The following is a 14,379-nucleotide window of genomic DNA, read 5'->3' as shown; positions in this document are numbered from 1 at the left end:
ATGAAAACATTAATTACTGGTGTTGCCGGATTAACTGGCTCTTACTTAGCAGAAAAGTGTATTGCTGAAGGAGAACAGGTAATAGGAATAGATAATTTCTTTAGAGGAACTATGGAGAATCTAGATGGAATTATAAACAATGAGAACTTTCAATTTATAGAGGGAGATATTTTAGACATTGACTCTATGGATATAAAAGATGTTGATAAAATATATCACCTTGCAGCTATTGTACCAACAAAGTATTTTTATGAGGCTCCTGTAGATACATATATGGTTAACTGTCATGGTACAAAAGTTATGATAGACTGGGCATTAAAAAATGGAGTTAAGAAGTTTGTTAATGCTTCAAGTTCAGAAATTTATGGTCATCCACAAAGAATACCTACAGATGAGTTAACTCCAACTTTATATGATGCTGTTGAGACTACAACAAGATGGTCTTATGCACAAGGAAAAATATTAACAGAGCACGTTGGTAACTTCTATAAAGATAAAATGGATATTTGTCATTTAAGATATGCGAATGTTTATGGACCTAGAGATATAGATGATAACCATGTTATTCCTTATTTAATTAATAGAGTTTTACGTGGAGAGAAACTTATAATTAACAAAGATGCAGATAAGATAAAAAGAACTTTCTTATACATGAGTGATTGCGCTGAGGCTACTTATTTAGCAATGCAAAACTCTCCTTCAGGAGAAAGCTATAACATTGGAAGTGATCAAGAGGTTACTCTTCAAGAACTTCTAGATATGATCTTTAAGATCACAGGAAAGACTACTGAAGTTGAATATAGCTTATCTAGAGTTGGGGACCCACAAAGAAGATTACTAGACATCAGCAAAGCTAAAAAAATGTTAGGTGTTGAAATAAAAGTTTCTCTTGAAGAGGGAATTAGAGAAACTGTTGAGTGGATGAAAAAATACTATAATTTATAGAAGATGTGAGGTTAAAGCAATGAAAAAGAAAGCAGTTATTCTTGCAGCAGGAGTGGGTAGCAGATTAGAACCTTATTCTAAGAATACTCCAAAGTGTTTAATTGATCTTCATGGAACTAATGCTTTAAAGCACATTTTGTATTGTCTTAGTGAATGTGATATAGAAGAAACGGTAATTGTTGTAGGCTATAAGGCTGAACAAATACAAGAAGCTATGGGAAATAGTATGTTTGGCATGAAACTAACTTATGTTTATAACAAGCATTATAGTTACCATGGTTGTGAATATTCTTTAGCTTTATCTGGTCAGGAACTTGATGATGCGGATAGCATTGTAGTAACTGAAGGAGATTTACTTATGCCTCTTGAGTACTATAAGGCTATTACAAGCAATCCAGCAGAAAATGCTGTAGCTGTAAGAGCTGTTGAGATAAACCCTCAAAGAAGTGTGGTTGCAGTAGGCAGAAATAATAAGGTTGAAGAGTTTGTTTATGATAGAGAGCATATTGATGTGTTTAGATTTATCAAAGACAAGAATTTAGTGATTGGGGAAAGTATGCAACTTTGGAAGTTTGGTGGTAAGGGAGCTAAAAAGTTCGTTGAGTTACTAGATCAATTTAGTAGCAATATTTCAGAGGAACCTGATTTAAGAAATGGGTTGATTTCTATTAATTTAGCAATTAAGGATTATCCAATGGAACCAGTTATAATTGATGGGGATAACTGGATAAACTTAAATACTGCTGAAGATGTTGAAAAAGGGAGAAATGAAAAATGGCTAAAAAGATAATGATAGCTGGTTACGGAAGCACAGGAGCTTACGTACTAGATTTTCTTGCAAGAACAAAAGGCATTGAAAACTTCGAGATAGTAGTAGCAACAAGATCTATTGAAGAAGCTCAAAAAAGAGTTAATATGACACTAATATCAGCTGGCCTTATGGGATACTATCCTAATATTAGTGTAATATCAACAGATTTTAACAATGTGGAAGCTACTGCAGAATTATTAACTAAAATTAAGCCAGATATAATTGCCTATACAGGTAGATTTATGAAAGGCTTTAAATATGGAGAATTCTCATATCCAAATGAAATTGGATATGGTGTATGGTTACCACTAGCAATTCCTTTAATTTATAAAGTAATGCAGGCAGTAAAACTATCAAAAATTGATGCCAAGGTAATTAATACAAGTTTCCCAGATGGAGTTTGCCCTGCTTTAGAAAGTGTTGGATTAGCACCTTTTACTGGTGCAGGAAATCTAAACCATTTAATTCCTAGAATACAAATGGGCTTAGGTAAAAAGCTTAATGTATCACCTCAACAGGTTGATGTGTTAATGCTTGGAAGCCACTTCCTTAATACTTATGTTTCAAAGGAAGCCTCAGCAAAAGGTTCTCCATATTATATGGAATGTAAGGTTAATGGAGAAAAGGTTCAAGGAATCAGTGATGAGGAAATATTCAACCTTGCAAAAATGAGTACTGTATCAGGCCCAACAAGAAATCTTATGATATCTTCAGATGTGGCAAAGATAACTCAAAGCATTATGTTTAATGAAGGCTTTTTAATGCACTTACCTGGTCCTAATGGATTAGTAGGTGGATACCCAGCTAAGATCTTTGAAGATAGAATAGATATGATTCTACCTGAGGGAATTTCTTTAGAGAAGGCTATTGAAATAAATGCTGGAAACTTAAGATTTGATGGAGTAGAAGATATTAAGGATGGCAAAATTTACTTTACTGATGATGTTATAGAAAAGATGAAGAAGGTATTTGCACTTAATTATCCTAAGTCCATTAAGGTTGAAGATTGCGAAGCTTTTGCTAATGAAATCAAAAAAACACTGGAGAACTATGAATAATGAAATATTATTGCAAAATAGTATATAAAGATAAAATAGAACCAACTATATATTTCAAGGATAAGTCTGAGGCTGAAACTAAAGAAGAAATTTTAAAACTAGTGGATGAGATTTTTACTGAAGAAAATATAGAGGGAATTTATATTGGGAAAAAATAAATTTCACTTTATAAATTAATTTTATAGGTTGACATTTTAGGGGGTTGTAGTTTTTAAAACTACAACCCTTTCACATTGAATATAACTAACTTTATACATTTTATCAAAATTTATGCTATAATATAAAGTATTAAACTATATGTTTATATTTAAAAACTATGATGTTGTAAGGAAAAAGTGTTGAAAATGGTCTTTAAAACTATGTATAGCTTGTTAAGCTGAGGCTTTTACTAAAGAAAAATAAGTAAAAAGTAAAAAAGGCATAAGCCAGAATAGCTGTAATTAATCTATTATAAATTCAGATTGCTTTGTATTAAAGTAACTGCAAATGGAAGGGGACAAATTTCGATGAACATACTAGTAACCGGCGGTGCCGGATATATAGGCTCACATACTTGTGTGGAACTATTAAAAAATAATCACACAGTGATTATTGCCGATAATCTTTGCAACAGTAAGGCTGAAACTATAGACAAAATAAAAAAAATAACCAATAAAGAAGTAACTTTTTATAAGATAGATGTAACTGATGAAGTAGCACTAGAAACTATCTTCTCAAATCATGAAATAGATGGAGTAATTCATTTTGCGGGTCTTAAGGCAGTAGGTGAATCCGTAGAAAAGCCACTAGCTTATTATTACAACAACTTAGTAAGCACAATGGTTCTTTGCAAAATGTGTAAAAAATACAATGTTAACAAATTTGTATTCTCTTCATCTGCAACAGTTTATGGAGATAACCAAGTACCATTTGTTGAAACTATGGAACTTTTACCTACTACAAATCCATATGGTGAAACTAAAGCTATGAGTGAGAGGATCATTAAGGATGTAGCAAAAGTTAACCCAAATTTCTCAGTAGCACTACTTAGATACTTTAATCCAGTAGGAGCACATGAAAGTGGATTAATTGGGGAAGCTCCTAATGGTATTCCTAATAACTTAATGCCCTACGTTACACAGGTAGCAAAAGGAAAGCTAAGTAAACTAAGAGTATTTGGAAATGACTATCTTACTGTAGATGGTACAGGGGTTAGAGATTATATTCATGTAATGGATCTTGCTGAAGGTCATGTTGCAGCACTAAACAATCTAACAACAGGAGCTCATGTATATAATTTAGGAACTGGGCAAGGTACTTCAGTTTTACAGTTAACAAAGGCTTTTGAAGATGCAAATGGAATTAAAGTGCCTTATGAAATAGTAGATAGAAGACCAGGAGATATAGCTTCTTGTTATGCAGATGTAAGTAAAGCAAAACGAGAGCTAGGCTGGATTGCAAAAAGAGGTTTATTAGAAATGTGCAGAGATTCTTGGAGATTTGAGAAGAATTATAAAGAATAGGAACAAGGTCATTACATTTGCAAACCTATAAGTAAGTGTGAGATAAATTATCACCTATAAATATAATTTAAATCCAATTTAGTTAGGAGAATAAGCATGAAGAAGATAATGGTGGTTTTTGGAACTAGACCTGAAGCAATTAAGATGTGTCCGCTAGTTAAAGAGCTAAAGAGGAGAAGTGAATTTAACACTGTGGTTTGTGTAACAGGACAACATAGACAGATGTTAGATCAGGTTCTAAATGCCTTTGAAGTAGTACCAGATTATGACCTTTCTGTTATGAAAGATAAACAAACGCTATTTGATGTAACGGTGAATATTTTAGATAAAATGAGGGTTATATTGGAAGAGGTTAAACCAGATGTAGTTTTAGTTCATGGGGATACTTCAACAACTTTTGTTACCTCACTGGCATGTTTTTATATGCAGATTCCAGTTGGCCATGTAGAGGCAGGGCTTAGAACCTACAATATATATTCTCCATTTCCAGAAGAGTTTAACAGACAGGCTACAGGGATTATAGCAACTTTTAATTTTGCTCCAACTGAAGTATCTAAAGAGAACTTGTTGAAGGAAGGTAAGAAACCAGAAAGTGTTTACGTTACAGGAAATACAGCCATTGATGCTTTAAAAACAACTATAAGGAAAGATTATCATCATGAGCTCTTTGATTGGCTTGGAAAGGATAAATTAATTATGCTTACAGCCCACAGAAGGGAAAACTTAGGTGAGCCTTTAAGAAATATGTTTAGAGCAATTAAAAGAATTGTTGATGAGCATGAGGATATTAGAGTTATTTACCCAATTCATATGAATCCTCTAGTTAGAGAAGCAGCAGCGGAGGTTTTTGAAAACCAACACAGGATTAATATTATTGAACCTCTTGAAGTTATTGACTTTCATAACTTTTTAAATCGTTCTTATATGATATTAACTGATAGTGGTGGAGTTCAGGAAGAAGCTCCATCCTTAGGAAAACCAGTGCTAGTTATGAGAGATACTACAGAGAGACCAGAAGGAATTGCAGCTGGTACCTTAAAGTTAGTTGGTACAGAGGAAGAAACCATATACTCTACTTTTAAGGAACTATTAAATAATAAAGAAGAGTACGAAAAAATGAGTAGAGCAAGTAATCCTTATGGGGATGGTACTGCCTGCAAACAAATTGTTGATATTTTAGCGGATAAGTTATTACATTAGATGATAAATAACATATAGGAAAGGCACTACTTTTTAAGGTAGTGCCTTTAATACTTTATTTAACTCATCAATTTCTTCCTTTGAAGCAATTGGCTTAACATTTTCACAATGAGCATATCTATTATACTCAGGAGGTGGTGTCATGTAATTGCTACCATATAGAGTAGTTAAAAAACTATGGCAATCATTTGGCACTAAAAACTCTCCATCTTCAAAGCTCATCCTCTTTAAAGGATAAATAACCTCAGCTTTAAGGACCTTGTCCCAATTCAAAATATCTGTTCCGTAGCCATAATTTGTTTTAGCATTGTTTTTCATATTAGCAATTCTTTTTTCTCTTGTTTTTAAACTTAGATTGTATATTTTCTTGTGATTCAGTATGGAAAATATAATTGTGGCTCTGCTAAGGAGTCTAATTATATTTTTAGGAAGATTACTACCTTTAAAGAAGGGTTTCTTCAAAGGTGCGTTGACTAAGAAGGATTTTATGAAAAGGTGTTTATGCAACTTCTCATAAAAGTTTCTTTTAAAGAAATTATCACTATAGCTATCAAGAGGGAAAATGTCTATGTAAAGACCACTAAGTTGATCTTCAGCTCCCTTTTCGATTATACGGGATTTTTTATCTATTACATTTCCCCAAGTATGCTTTGAAGTTTCAGGAGTATCATAGGATTTAAAGTATAAATCCTCTGGAAGCTTGTCTGAAATAATTTCAATAAACTTATCATAATGCTCCCTTGGCATAGCAATATCTATATCATCATCCCAGGGAATGAAACCCCCGTGTCTAACTGCACCTAAAAGTGTTCCTGAGTCTAACCAATAGTCTATATTATTTTCCTTGCAAATATAATCTACAATTTTTAGGATTCTAAGCATTACTAATTGAGATTGTCTTAAGATTGGTTCATTTATATGTGCATTCCTCTCATCAGGAAACAGCGTTTCAAAATCTGTCATATTTTCACCTCATACATTTGTAATAGATAGGCTTAACCTATAAGTATATTATAGTACATAATATTCTATGTAGAAAGATTCTTAGAGAAATAAATAAATGGTAAATAAAAACTACCTGTTGTTAAAGGTAATTTAAGTATAAGTAAAATATTGTTATAAAGCATTTAAAATATACAAAAAAGTATTAATATTCCATAAATTCTATGATAAACTTATATTGCATGGATTAAGTTTAAAATGAAATACTATAACTTAACTTATGCAATGTAGAGCCTTTTACGGCGGGGCTCTACACAAAAATAAAAAGAAGGGGGAAAGTTTAATGGCTATCGTTAAACAAAAAAAAGCATTAAGCTGGATTGTTGTGCTTGCAATGGTATTTTCAATGGTGTTGCAACCAATATTGCCAGTTTATGCAGAAGGGGAGGTTGAAGTTCTTTCAGAAACTTTCAATTCTTACAAGGCAGCTGAAAAAGAATATAAGGGATGGACCTTAAATGCAATTGGAATTTATGATAAGGCTACAAGCTCGGGACCAAGTGGACCTAACTCATTAAAGTTCGGAGCTACTGGTTCAAGCTTACTCTCACCTGAATTTAATTTGCCAGGTGGTGGTAACTTAAGTTTTTGGATGAAGGGTCAAAGTGCTAAAGGGACTTTTTTAATTGAGGCATTGATAAATGGAACATGGTCTAAAATTGAAGAAATGGCTGTGACACCACAAACTGAGGCAGGTATAAAAAGATTTCCTTTAGCTCCAGGTACTACTAAGGTTAGGTTTACTTATACAAAGAATGAGAGCAATGTTGCTTTTGATGATGTTAAGATAACTACAACTAGTGGACAAGTACCACAGGAAGTTCCAGTTACAGGACTTAAGGTACAAGATAAGCTAGACTTAGAAGTTGGTGCTACGTCTTTATTAGGGGTTACTTATACACCAGAAAACACCACTGAAAAGGAGGTTATCTGGACAAGTGATTCACCGCAGGTTGCTACTGTAGCTAATGGAACAGTTACTGCTGTTAAGGCTGGAACTGCAACAATTACTGTAGCTTCAAAGGCTAATCCTAAAGTAACAGCAACTTGTCAGGTAACAGTTAAAGAAAAAGCTGATGTTGAGGGACCAGCAATTGGGGATTTAAAACCAGCTAATGGATCAACACAAGCTAATACAAAACCAGAAATTTCAGCAGCTTTCCAAGATGCTACTGCAGTTGATGTTGCTACTGTAAAACTTATTCTTGATGAAAAGGATGTAACAAGTAAAGCAACAGTTACAGAGAGTAAGGTTTCTTATGTGCCAGAAGCTGATTTAGCAGAAGGAAGTCACAATGTAAAGGTTTTACTTAAGGATACATTAGGCAATGAGGCTAGTAAGCAATGGTCCTTTAATGTTGGTGAAGTAAGTAGTAATCTTTATTTTGGACAGCTTCATGCTCATACAGATATATCTGATGGTACGGGTACTTTAGACGAAGCTTATCAGTGGGCAAGAGATAAAGGAAATGCAGACTATATTGCCATAACAGACCACTCAAACTGGTTTGATAATGATGTTAAGGCAAATATTTTAGATGGTTCTGCAAGTACAAAATGGACAAACGCTCATGAAACTGCTGATAAGTATAATAAAGATAATGAATTCACAGCTATGTATGGCTATGAAATGACTTGGTCTGGTTCTACTGGTGGATGGGGTCATATTAATACTTTCAACACACCTGGTTTTGAAACTAGAACCAATAAGTCTATGAATCTTAAAAATTATTACAGTCAATTACAAAAGGCACCAGAAGGCATAAGCCAGTTAAACCACCCAGGTAAGACCTTTGGTGATTTTGGTGATTTTGGTTTCTATAGCAAGGCAACAGATCAATTAGTTTCTTTAATAGAGGTTGGTAATGGAGAAGGTCCAGTTAGAGGCTCAGGTTATTTCCCAAGTTATGAGTATTATACAAGAGCTTTAGACAAAGGCTGGCACTTAGCACCTACAAACAACCAAGATAACCATAAGCGTAATTGGATTACCTCTAATACAGCAAGAACGGTTATTGATGCACCAGCTTTAGATAGGGATTCCCTATATCAATCTATGAGAGAAATGAAGGTTTATGCAACGGAAGATAGTAACTTAAGAGTTAGCTATACTGTTAATGATATGCCAATGGGAAGTAATATCATAGGAGCTGACAAGCTTAATTTTAAAGTTAACATTACAGACCCAGATAATGAAGATATAATTTCAAAAATATCTATCATTGCCAATGGAGGAGCAGAAGTTGCTTCTAAAACTTTTACTGACAACGAAGTTAGCTGGGATTTTCAGTTAGATAATGCTTATACCTATTATTATGTAAAAGTAGATCAGAAGGATAAGGATATTGCTGTAACTGCTCCAGTTTGGACTGCAGATACTGTAGCAGTAGGAATCTCCTCAGTGCAGACTTCTTCTGAAGTTGCATTCCCTAATGAGGAGATAAACTTTACTGCAACCTTATTTAATAATGATTCAAAAGCTTATAATAATGTTAAAGTTGAGTATTTTTTAAATGATACTACTGAGAAAAATAAAATAGGAGAACAAGTGGCAGCTTCTTTAAAGCCAACTGAATTAGTTAATACTGTTCAATCCTATAAATTTAACAGAGCTGGAGAATACACTATTTATGCTAGAGCAACAGTTAATGTGAATGGCTCAGATAAGGTTTCTACAGCAAGTGTTAAGCTGAAGGTTTTAAATAAAGAGGAGATAGTTAAGGTTGTTATTGATGGTGCACATTACAATCAATATGTAACTGGAAACTATGCAAATAAAATTAATGGCTTTAAGGATATGTTAATAAAAAATGGTGCAAGAGTTGTAATTAATGAAAAAGAAATTACAGATGAAGTTCTTGCTGATACCTCCCTATTAGTTTTAACAGATCCACAAAGTACTAATGACCCTGACAACGGATTAAAGGTTGCTACCTACTCTGATTCAGAAATTGCTGCTATTAAAAGATTTACTGAAAAGGGTGGAAATATAATTTTAACTACAAAGGCAGACTATAAAGATGGTACAGGTGAATATAGTAATGGAATACAATCTAATAGAGTTCTTGAAGCAATAGGAACTAATATGAGGGTAAATGATGACCAGGTTGTAGACAATACAACTAATGAAGGACAAGCATTTAGACTTATGTTCACCAAGTATAATAAAGATAGATTTGGATTAACTAAGGGCGTTGCAGATGGAAGTAAGTATAGTTTCTATAGTGGGGCTTCCGTATTACTTAAAGAAGGTGCTGATACTTCTAAGGTTGATTTCTTAGTGCAAAGTCATGAAACTACAGAAAGTTCAGATGCTGACAACGCTAAGGATAATGTTGCTGTAGCAAAAGGAAAGGTTGGATTAATTGGCGCAGAACAGTTAGCAAATGGTGCAAAGATAATTGTTGCTGGCACAACCTTCTTCTCTGACTTTGAAGTAACTGGGGATGATATGTACACTAATGTACCATTAACTGAAAATATTATTAAGTGGATGGCTCCAGCTCCACAAGCTGAACTTAAAACCATTGCTGAAATTAGAAAAGGCACTGGTGATGTTCCAGATTTAAAAGGAAAGAAATTTGCTATTGAAGGTATTGTAACAGCACAATCAGAGGCTGTTCAGCCTAAGAATGCATTTTTTGAAGTAATTTATGTTCAAGATACTACTGGGGGAATCACTGTGTTTGGGGTTTCTCAAACTGCAGTAAAAGTTGGCCAAAAGGTAAGAATTAATGGTTATGTGGATGATTATCAAGGGGATTATGAAATAGCTATTAATGATGAGGCTAAGGATTTAGTTGTTTTGGATGAAACCATAAAGCCAATAGAGCCAAAGAAACTTTCAACTAAGGAAAGTATGCTTCATGAAAATGAGGGCTTACTTATAAAGGTAGAAGGTAAGGTTAGTAGAATTGAAGGCCAAAACCTTTATATTGTTGATGACTCTGGAGCAGAAGCTAGAGCTTACGTTGAGGGATATATTTGGAATGGAAAAGATGAAAGTGCTAAAGGAAAGTGGGATCCATCGATTAAGGTTGGGGATACTGTTTCAGCAGTAGGTCTTGGCTCACAGGACCCAGAAGGAAATAGATTAAGAGTTAGAAATACAGATGAAATTGTTAAAATTGCTAATGGAAGTGACAATGGAAATGGCAATAATAACGGTGGAAACGACAATGGGGGCAATGTTGAAAATCCAATAAATAATACTAGTGAAGAAGTTATTAATGCTATTAAAAACAACGACACTAAAGAAGTTGTTGTTGATGCCTCTAAAAACCAAGTTGTGGAGAAAGCTGTATTTGACGCTTTAAAAGGCACAGACAAGGTTGTTACCTTTAAGGTAGGAAATGTAACTTGGACCTTTAAAGGTAAGGATATTGATAAGGCAATGGATATTGATTTATCTCTAAAAACTGTAGATGATACTTTAAAAGGAAATATTAATAAGTTAGTGGAGAAAATATTAGATAAGGATGCACCTGTGTTTATGTTATCCTTTAAATATGATGGCGAACTTCCAGGAAAAGCTGATATTAAGGTATTCATGGGCAAGGAGTGGGCCAATAAAACTGTGACTTTCTTTAGGTATTTCCCAGGAAAGGGCACTTATGAGAAGGTTCAAAGTGATGTTAAGGTAGATGCAGAGGGCTATGCTGTAATAACCTTAGATCATTGTAGTGACTATTTTGCTTTAGAGCAAACTCAAGCAGTTTCAAGTATTCCACAAGCTGGGGCACCTATTGGCGCATCAAATCTTCTTGTATTTGGTGTAGCGATATCTGCTTTAGGAGTTTTACTTCTAAGAAAAAAATAAGTCATTAATATTCAACTATATTTTGCTGAGGAATAGCTTCTTGTTTTGAGAAAAGCTCAAACTTCTCTTCAAAGGCTATAGGCAAAAGAAATAAAGTCATTTTCTAACTAATTTTAAAAAATAAATGTCCCAACATTTAGAGAGAAAACCTAGGATTTCTTTAAAAGAAGTTTAGATGATGAAGTTTACTGGTTTAATAAGGTACTTGGGGAATTTCTCCGAGTACCTTTGCAAATATAGAGATGGGGTGTTTAACCATGAGAAAGTACAGTGACTATATAGCTATAATAGTAGTGATATTATTAAGTATATTAATAGTATTCATATCACCTTTTATACATAAAAGTAAGTTTATTATAAACAATACTCAAAGAAATCTAATCTATGAAGAAGCTGTGGTTAGGAGTGTGGATATGAATAAGCTCCAACCAGAAGCAAAACTAAAAGATATTCAGGTAGGATATCAAGATGTTACCCTTGAAATTACTAGTGGAAAATTTAAGGGGCAAAACTTTAAAGTAAGAAACTCTATTAGCAGATTGTATAACATTAAGGTTAAGGAAAACACTAAGGTGGTTGCAGGGATTTTCCTGGATGGAGATAACATACAAGAAGTAGCAATTTACACCTACAAAAGAAATGTTGTGATTTATGGACTAGTTATTTTATTATTTTTATTAGTTCTCCTAGTAGGGAAGATGAAAGGATTAAAATCCATAGTATCCTTAATTTTTACTTTAATTACAATAGTATATCTTATGATTCCCATTATGTTTAGAGGGGTAAGCCCCGTGATAGCAGCCACAACCACAGCAGTAATTGTTGTTTTTGTAACCTTATACTTAATTAATGGATACAGCAGAAAAACTTTGGTAGCTATGATAGGTACCACTGCAGGAGTTTTTGTGGCAGGAGTAGTTTCTTTTGTTGCTGGGAACTTAGCTCATCTTTCCGGATTGACTCTTGAAAATGCTGAAAGTGTATTATATATAGCTGAAAATAGCGGGTTAAAAGTGCAGGGGCTTATGTTTGCTGCTATACTAATTGCTTCTTTAGGGGCGGTAATGGACATGGGAATGTCTATTGCATCTGCTATTTTTGAGGTTCACTGTGTAAATAAAAAGCTTACTCCTAGAGAATTGTTTAAAAGCGGTATAAATATTGGACAAGATATGATTGGAACTATGTGTAATACCTTGATCTTAGCATTTGTAGGAGGATCCCTAACATTAATATTGCTTCTTATGTCAGCTAATATGCCATCAGTGCAACTGTTGAATTTAGATGTGTTAGGAACAGAATTGATACAAGGTTTAGCAGGGAGTATAGGAATTGTGCTTACAGTACCTATTACAGCCTTAGTTGCGTCAATAATATATAAAAGGAAATAAATTTAATAAAAGTTATTAATGAAGCTACTAAGCCTTAACAAGGGTATTAGTAGTTTTTCTTGTTAAATATTAAAGGTGGTATATAATATAAATAGAGTAATTTTACTAGCTGCTTAAGCTAGGCTAAAGAGAAATGGGGGAATAAGGTGAAGAAGGGTGTAAAGATAACAATTGCAGTAATTGTTTCCATTATTTTATTATTAGTTGCAGGGGGAACAATTTACACAAATAGTATTTTAGGAAAAATAAAAAAGACAGAACTGCCTAAAGGAAATGATTCACTAGGGATTTCCAAAGAAAAGGTAGTTGAAAAGGAAAAGTATAAGGATAAAGATGTAATAAACATTGCTCTTTTTGGAAGGGATGGTAGTGACCAAAGAACTGATAGTATTATGGTTTTAACCATTGATAAGATAAACAAAAAAGTGAAACTTACATCTTTATTAAGAGATATGTACATAGATTTACCTGGACAGGGGATGGGGATACTAAATCATGCCTTTATGAAGGGTGGATCAGAACTTGCAATTAAGACTATTAATTCTAATTTTGGACTTGATGTTCAGGACTATGTGGCTGTAAACATGGATGGTTTTATTCACTTAGTTGATTTAGTGGGTGGAGTAGAGATAAATGTGGAAGCTGAGGAGATACCTTACATTAACAGCACTGCTCAAGGAATGGCTAAGGAAAGAAAATATGAAGCCTTTAAGGATGTAACTAAAACAGGGGTGCAAAAATTAAATGGACCGCAAGCTATGGCATACACAAGGATAAGGAAAGTAGGAAGAGATTTTGGAAGAACTGCAAGGCAAAGGGAAGTTTTAAATTATGTATTCAAGGAATTAAAGGGTCAAGGAGCCATAAAAGCCTTAGGGGCTATGACGGATATCCTGCCTTATGTGGAAACAAGTCTTTCGAATAAAGATATCATAGGACTTGGAACTACTTTAATGGGACTTGATACTAATTCCATAGAGGAGTTTAGACTTCCAGTAAATGATGCTTATAAGGATGAAGTAATACAAGGTATGTTTGTAATGACTGTAGATTTAGAAACTAATAGGAACAAACTTCATGAATTTATTTATGGAAAGCTTGAGCCATAGAAAAAGAGGTGATTCATATTAAAAAGTATGTATTTTTAATCCTTACAGTGATGTGGATTTCTATGATATTTTATATGTCCTCAAAACCTGGAGATGAATCAGCAAGAACAAGTCTTAAGATAGTTGATGTTATTGTTGAGAAGCTAAACTTAACTGAAAACCAAATTGATAAGGTTCATTTTGCTGTTAGAAAAACTGCTCATTTCACAGAGTACTTTATTCTATCTTTTCTAGTAGCCAGCACTTATAGTGAATTTTACAATAAAAAATTAAATATTTCTTTAGTGCTTCTAGTTTGTCTTTTGGTAGCTACTAGTGATGAATTTCTTCAAAGCTTTATTGAAGGACGAGGATCCCAAGTTAAGGATGTGCTTATAGATTTTAGTGGAAGTTTAACTCAATTAATAGCCTTTATTACTATAAGAGCTAATGTCACTAAAAAACATAAGAGGAATAAATATATAGGGTAGAAGATAAGGTTGTAGTATAATAATAGAGAATATTATTTATAAGCGAATAGTAAATTAACTATAAATTAGCTA

11 protein-coding genes are annotated in these 14,379 nt (G+C 33.5%); 10 read left to right on the top strand and 1 reads right to left on the bottom strand.

Translation table 11 applies throughout. The annotated features are described in order from the left end of the window. From C661_RS0101835 to wecB, 6 genes are all read left to right on the top strand, one after another. A complete protein-coding gene (locus C661_RS0101835) occupies positions 1-945 on the top strand; it encodes an NAD-dependent epimerase/dehydratase family protein (RefSeq protein WP_017413588.1) in 945 nt (314 codons plus the stop codon). A 19-nt stretch (positions 946-964) separates the two neighbouring features. Continuing rightward, the gene (locus C661_RS0101830) at positions 965-1,735 is read left to right on the top strand and encodes a phosphocholine cytidylyltransferase family protein (RefSeq protein WP_017413587.1); all 771 of its coding nucleotides are present in this window, start codon (positions 965-967) and stop codon (positions 1,733-1,735) included. Further along, the gene (locus C661_RS0101825; RefSeq protein ID WP_017413586.1) at positions 1,720-2,814 is read left to right on the top strand and encodes a saccharopine dehydrogenase NADP-binding domain-containing protein; all 1,095 of its coding nucleotides are present in this window, start codon (positions 1,720-1,722) and stop codon (positions 2,812-2,814) included. The genes C661_RS0101830 and C661_RS0101825 overlap by 16 nt, the downstream gene beginning before the upstream one ends. Further along, positions 2,814-2,972 carry a hypothetical protein gene (locus C661_RS23525; RefSeq protein WP_017413585.1) on the top strand — a complete coding sequence of 53 codons (159 nt, stop codon included), beginning with the start codon at positions 2,814-2,816 and terminating at the stop codon, positions 2,970-2,972. Before C661_RS0101825 ends, C661_RS23525 begins: the two co-directional genes overlap by 1 nt. A 348-nt stretch (positions 2,973-3,320) precedes the next feature. Continuing rightward, positions 3,321-4,316, top strand: coding sequence for a UDP-glucose 4-epimerase GalE (galE, locus tag C661_RS0101815; RefSeq protein WP_017413584.1), 996 nt, complete (start codon positions 3,321-3,323; stop codon positions 4,314-4,316). Positions 4,317-4,412: 96 nt separating this feature from the next. Beyond that, positions 4,413-5,516 (top strand): non-hydrolyzing UDP-N-acetylglucosamine 2-epimerase, encoded by a 1,104-nt coding sequence (gene wecB / locus C661_RS0101810; RefSeq protein ID WP_017413583.1) that lies wholly within the window; start codon positions 4,413-4,415, stop codon positions 5,514-5,516. 33 nt (positions 5,517-5,549) lie between these two features. Here the strand turns inward: wecB and C661_RS21075 are convergent, their stop codons facing one another. Then, positions 5,550-6,479: a LicD family protein gene (locus C661_RS21075; RefSeq protein WP_017413582.1), complete on the bottom strand. Its 930-nt coding sequence runs from the start codon at positions 6,477-6,479 to the stop codon at positions 5,550-5,552. Between the two features lie 322 nt (positions 6,480-6,801). Between C661_RS21075 and C661_RS21070 the strand changes: the two genes are divergently transcribed. From C661_RS21070 to C661_RS21065, 4 genes are all read left to right on the top strand, one after another. After that, positions 6,802-11,337, top strand: coding sequence for a CehA/McbA family metallohydrolase (locus tag C661_RS21070; RefSeq protein WP_017413581.1), 4,536 nt, complete (start codon positions 6,802-6,804; stop codon positions 11,335-11,337). 257 nt (positions 11,338-11,594) lie between these two features. Beyond that, a complete protein-coding gene (locus C661_RS0101795) occupies positions 11,595-12,728 on the top strand; it encodes a YibE/F family protein (protein ID WP_017413580.1) in 1,134 nt (377 codons plus the stop codon). Between the two features lie 146 nt (positions 12,729-12,874). After that, positions 12,875-13,837, top strand: a complete 963-nt coding sequence (locus C661_RS0101790; RefSeq protein WP_017413579.1) for an LCP family protein — start codon at positions 12,875-12,877, stop codon at positions 13,835-13,837. A gap of 8 nt (positions 13,838-13,845) precedes the next feature. Beyond that, positions 13,846-14,307, top strand: a complete 462-nt coding sequence (locus C661_RS21065; RefSeq protein ID WP_083861601.1) for a VanZ family protein — start codon at positions 13,846-13,848, stop codon at positions 14,305-14,307. Positions 14,308-14,379: the final 72 nt, after the last annotated feature.

Source organism: Clostridium tunisiense TJ, assembly GCF_000300195.1.
GTDB lineage: Bacteria > Bacillota > Clostridia > Clostridiales > Clostridiaceae > Clostridium_J > Clostridium_J tunisiense.
This window is presented reverse-complemented; position numbering and strand designations above follow the sequence as displayed.

Coding starts and splice junctions, on each gene's coding strand:
- C661_RS23525 (WP_017413585.1), top strand. CDS start 2,814: ATGAAATATTATTGCAAAATAGTATATAAAGATAAAATAGAACCAACT.
- C661_RS0101830 (WP_017413587.1), top strand. CDS start 965: ATGAAAAAGAAAGCAGTTATTCTTGCAGCAGGAGTGGGTAGCAGATTA.
- C661_RS21075 (WP_017413582.1), bottom strand. CDS start 6,479: ATGACAGATTTTGAAACGCTGTTTCCTGATGAGAGGAATGCACATATA.
- C661_RS0101825 (WP_017413586.1), top strand. CDS start 1,720: ATGGCTAAAAAGATAATGATAGCTGGTTACGGAAGCACAGGAGCTTAC.
- galE (WP_017413584.1), top strand. CDS start 3,321: ATGAACATACTAGTAACCGGCGGTGCCGGATATATAGGCTCACATACT.
- C661_RS0101795 (WP_017413580.1), top strand. CDS start 11,595: ATGAGAAAGTACAGTGACTATATAGCTATAATAGTAGTGATATTATTA.
- wecB (WP_017413583.1), top strand. CDS start 4,413: ATGAAGAAGATAATGGTGGTTTTTGGAACTAGACCTGAAGCAATTAAG.
- C661_RS21070 (WP_017413581.1), top strand. CDS start 6,802: ATGGCTATCGTTAAACAAAAAAAAGCATTAAGCTGGATTGTTGTGCTT.
- C661_RS0101835 (WP_017413588.1), top strand. CDS start 1: ATGAAAACATTAATTACTGGTGTTGCCGGATTAACTGGCTCTTACTTA.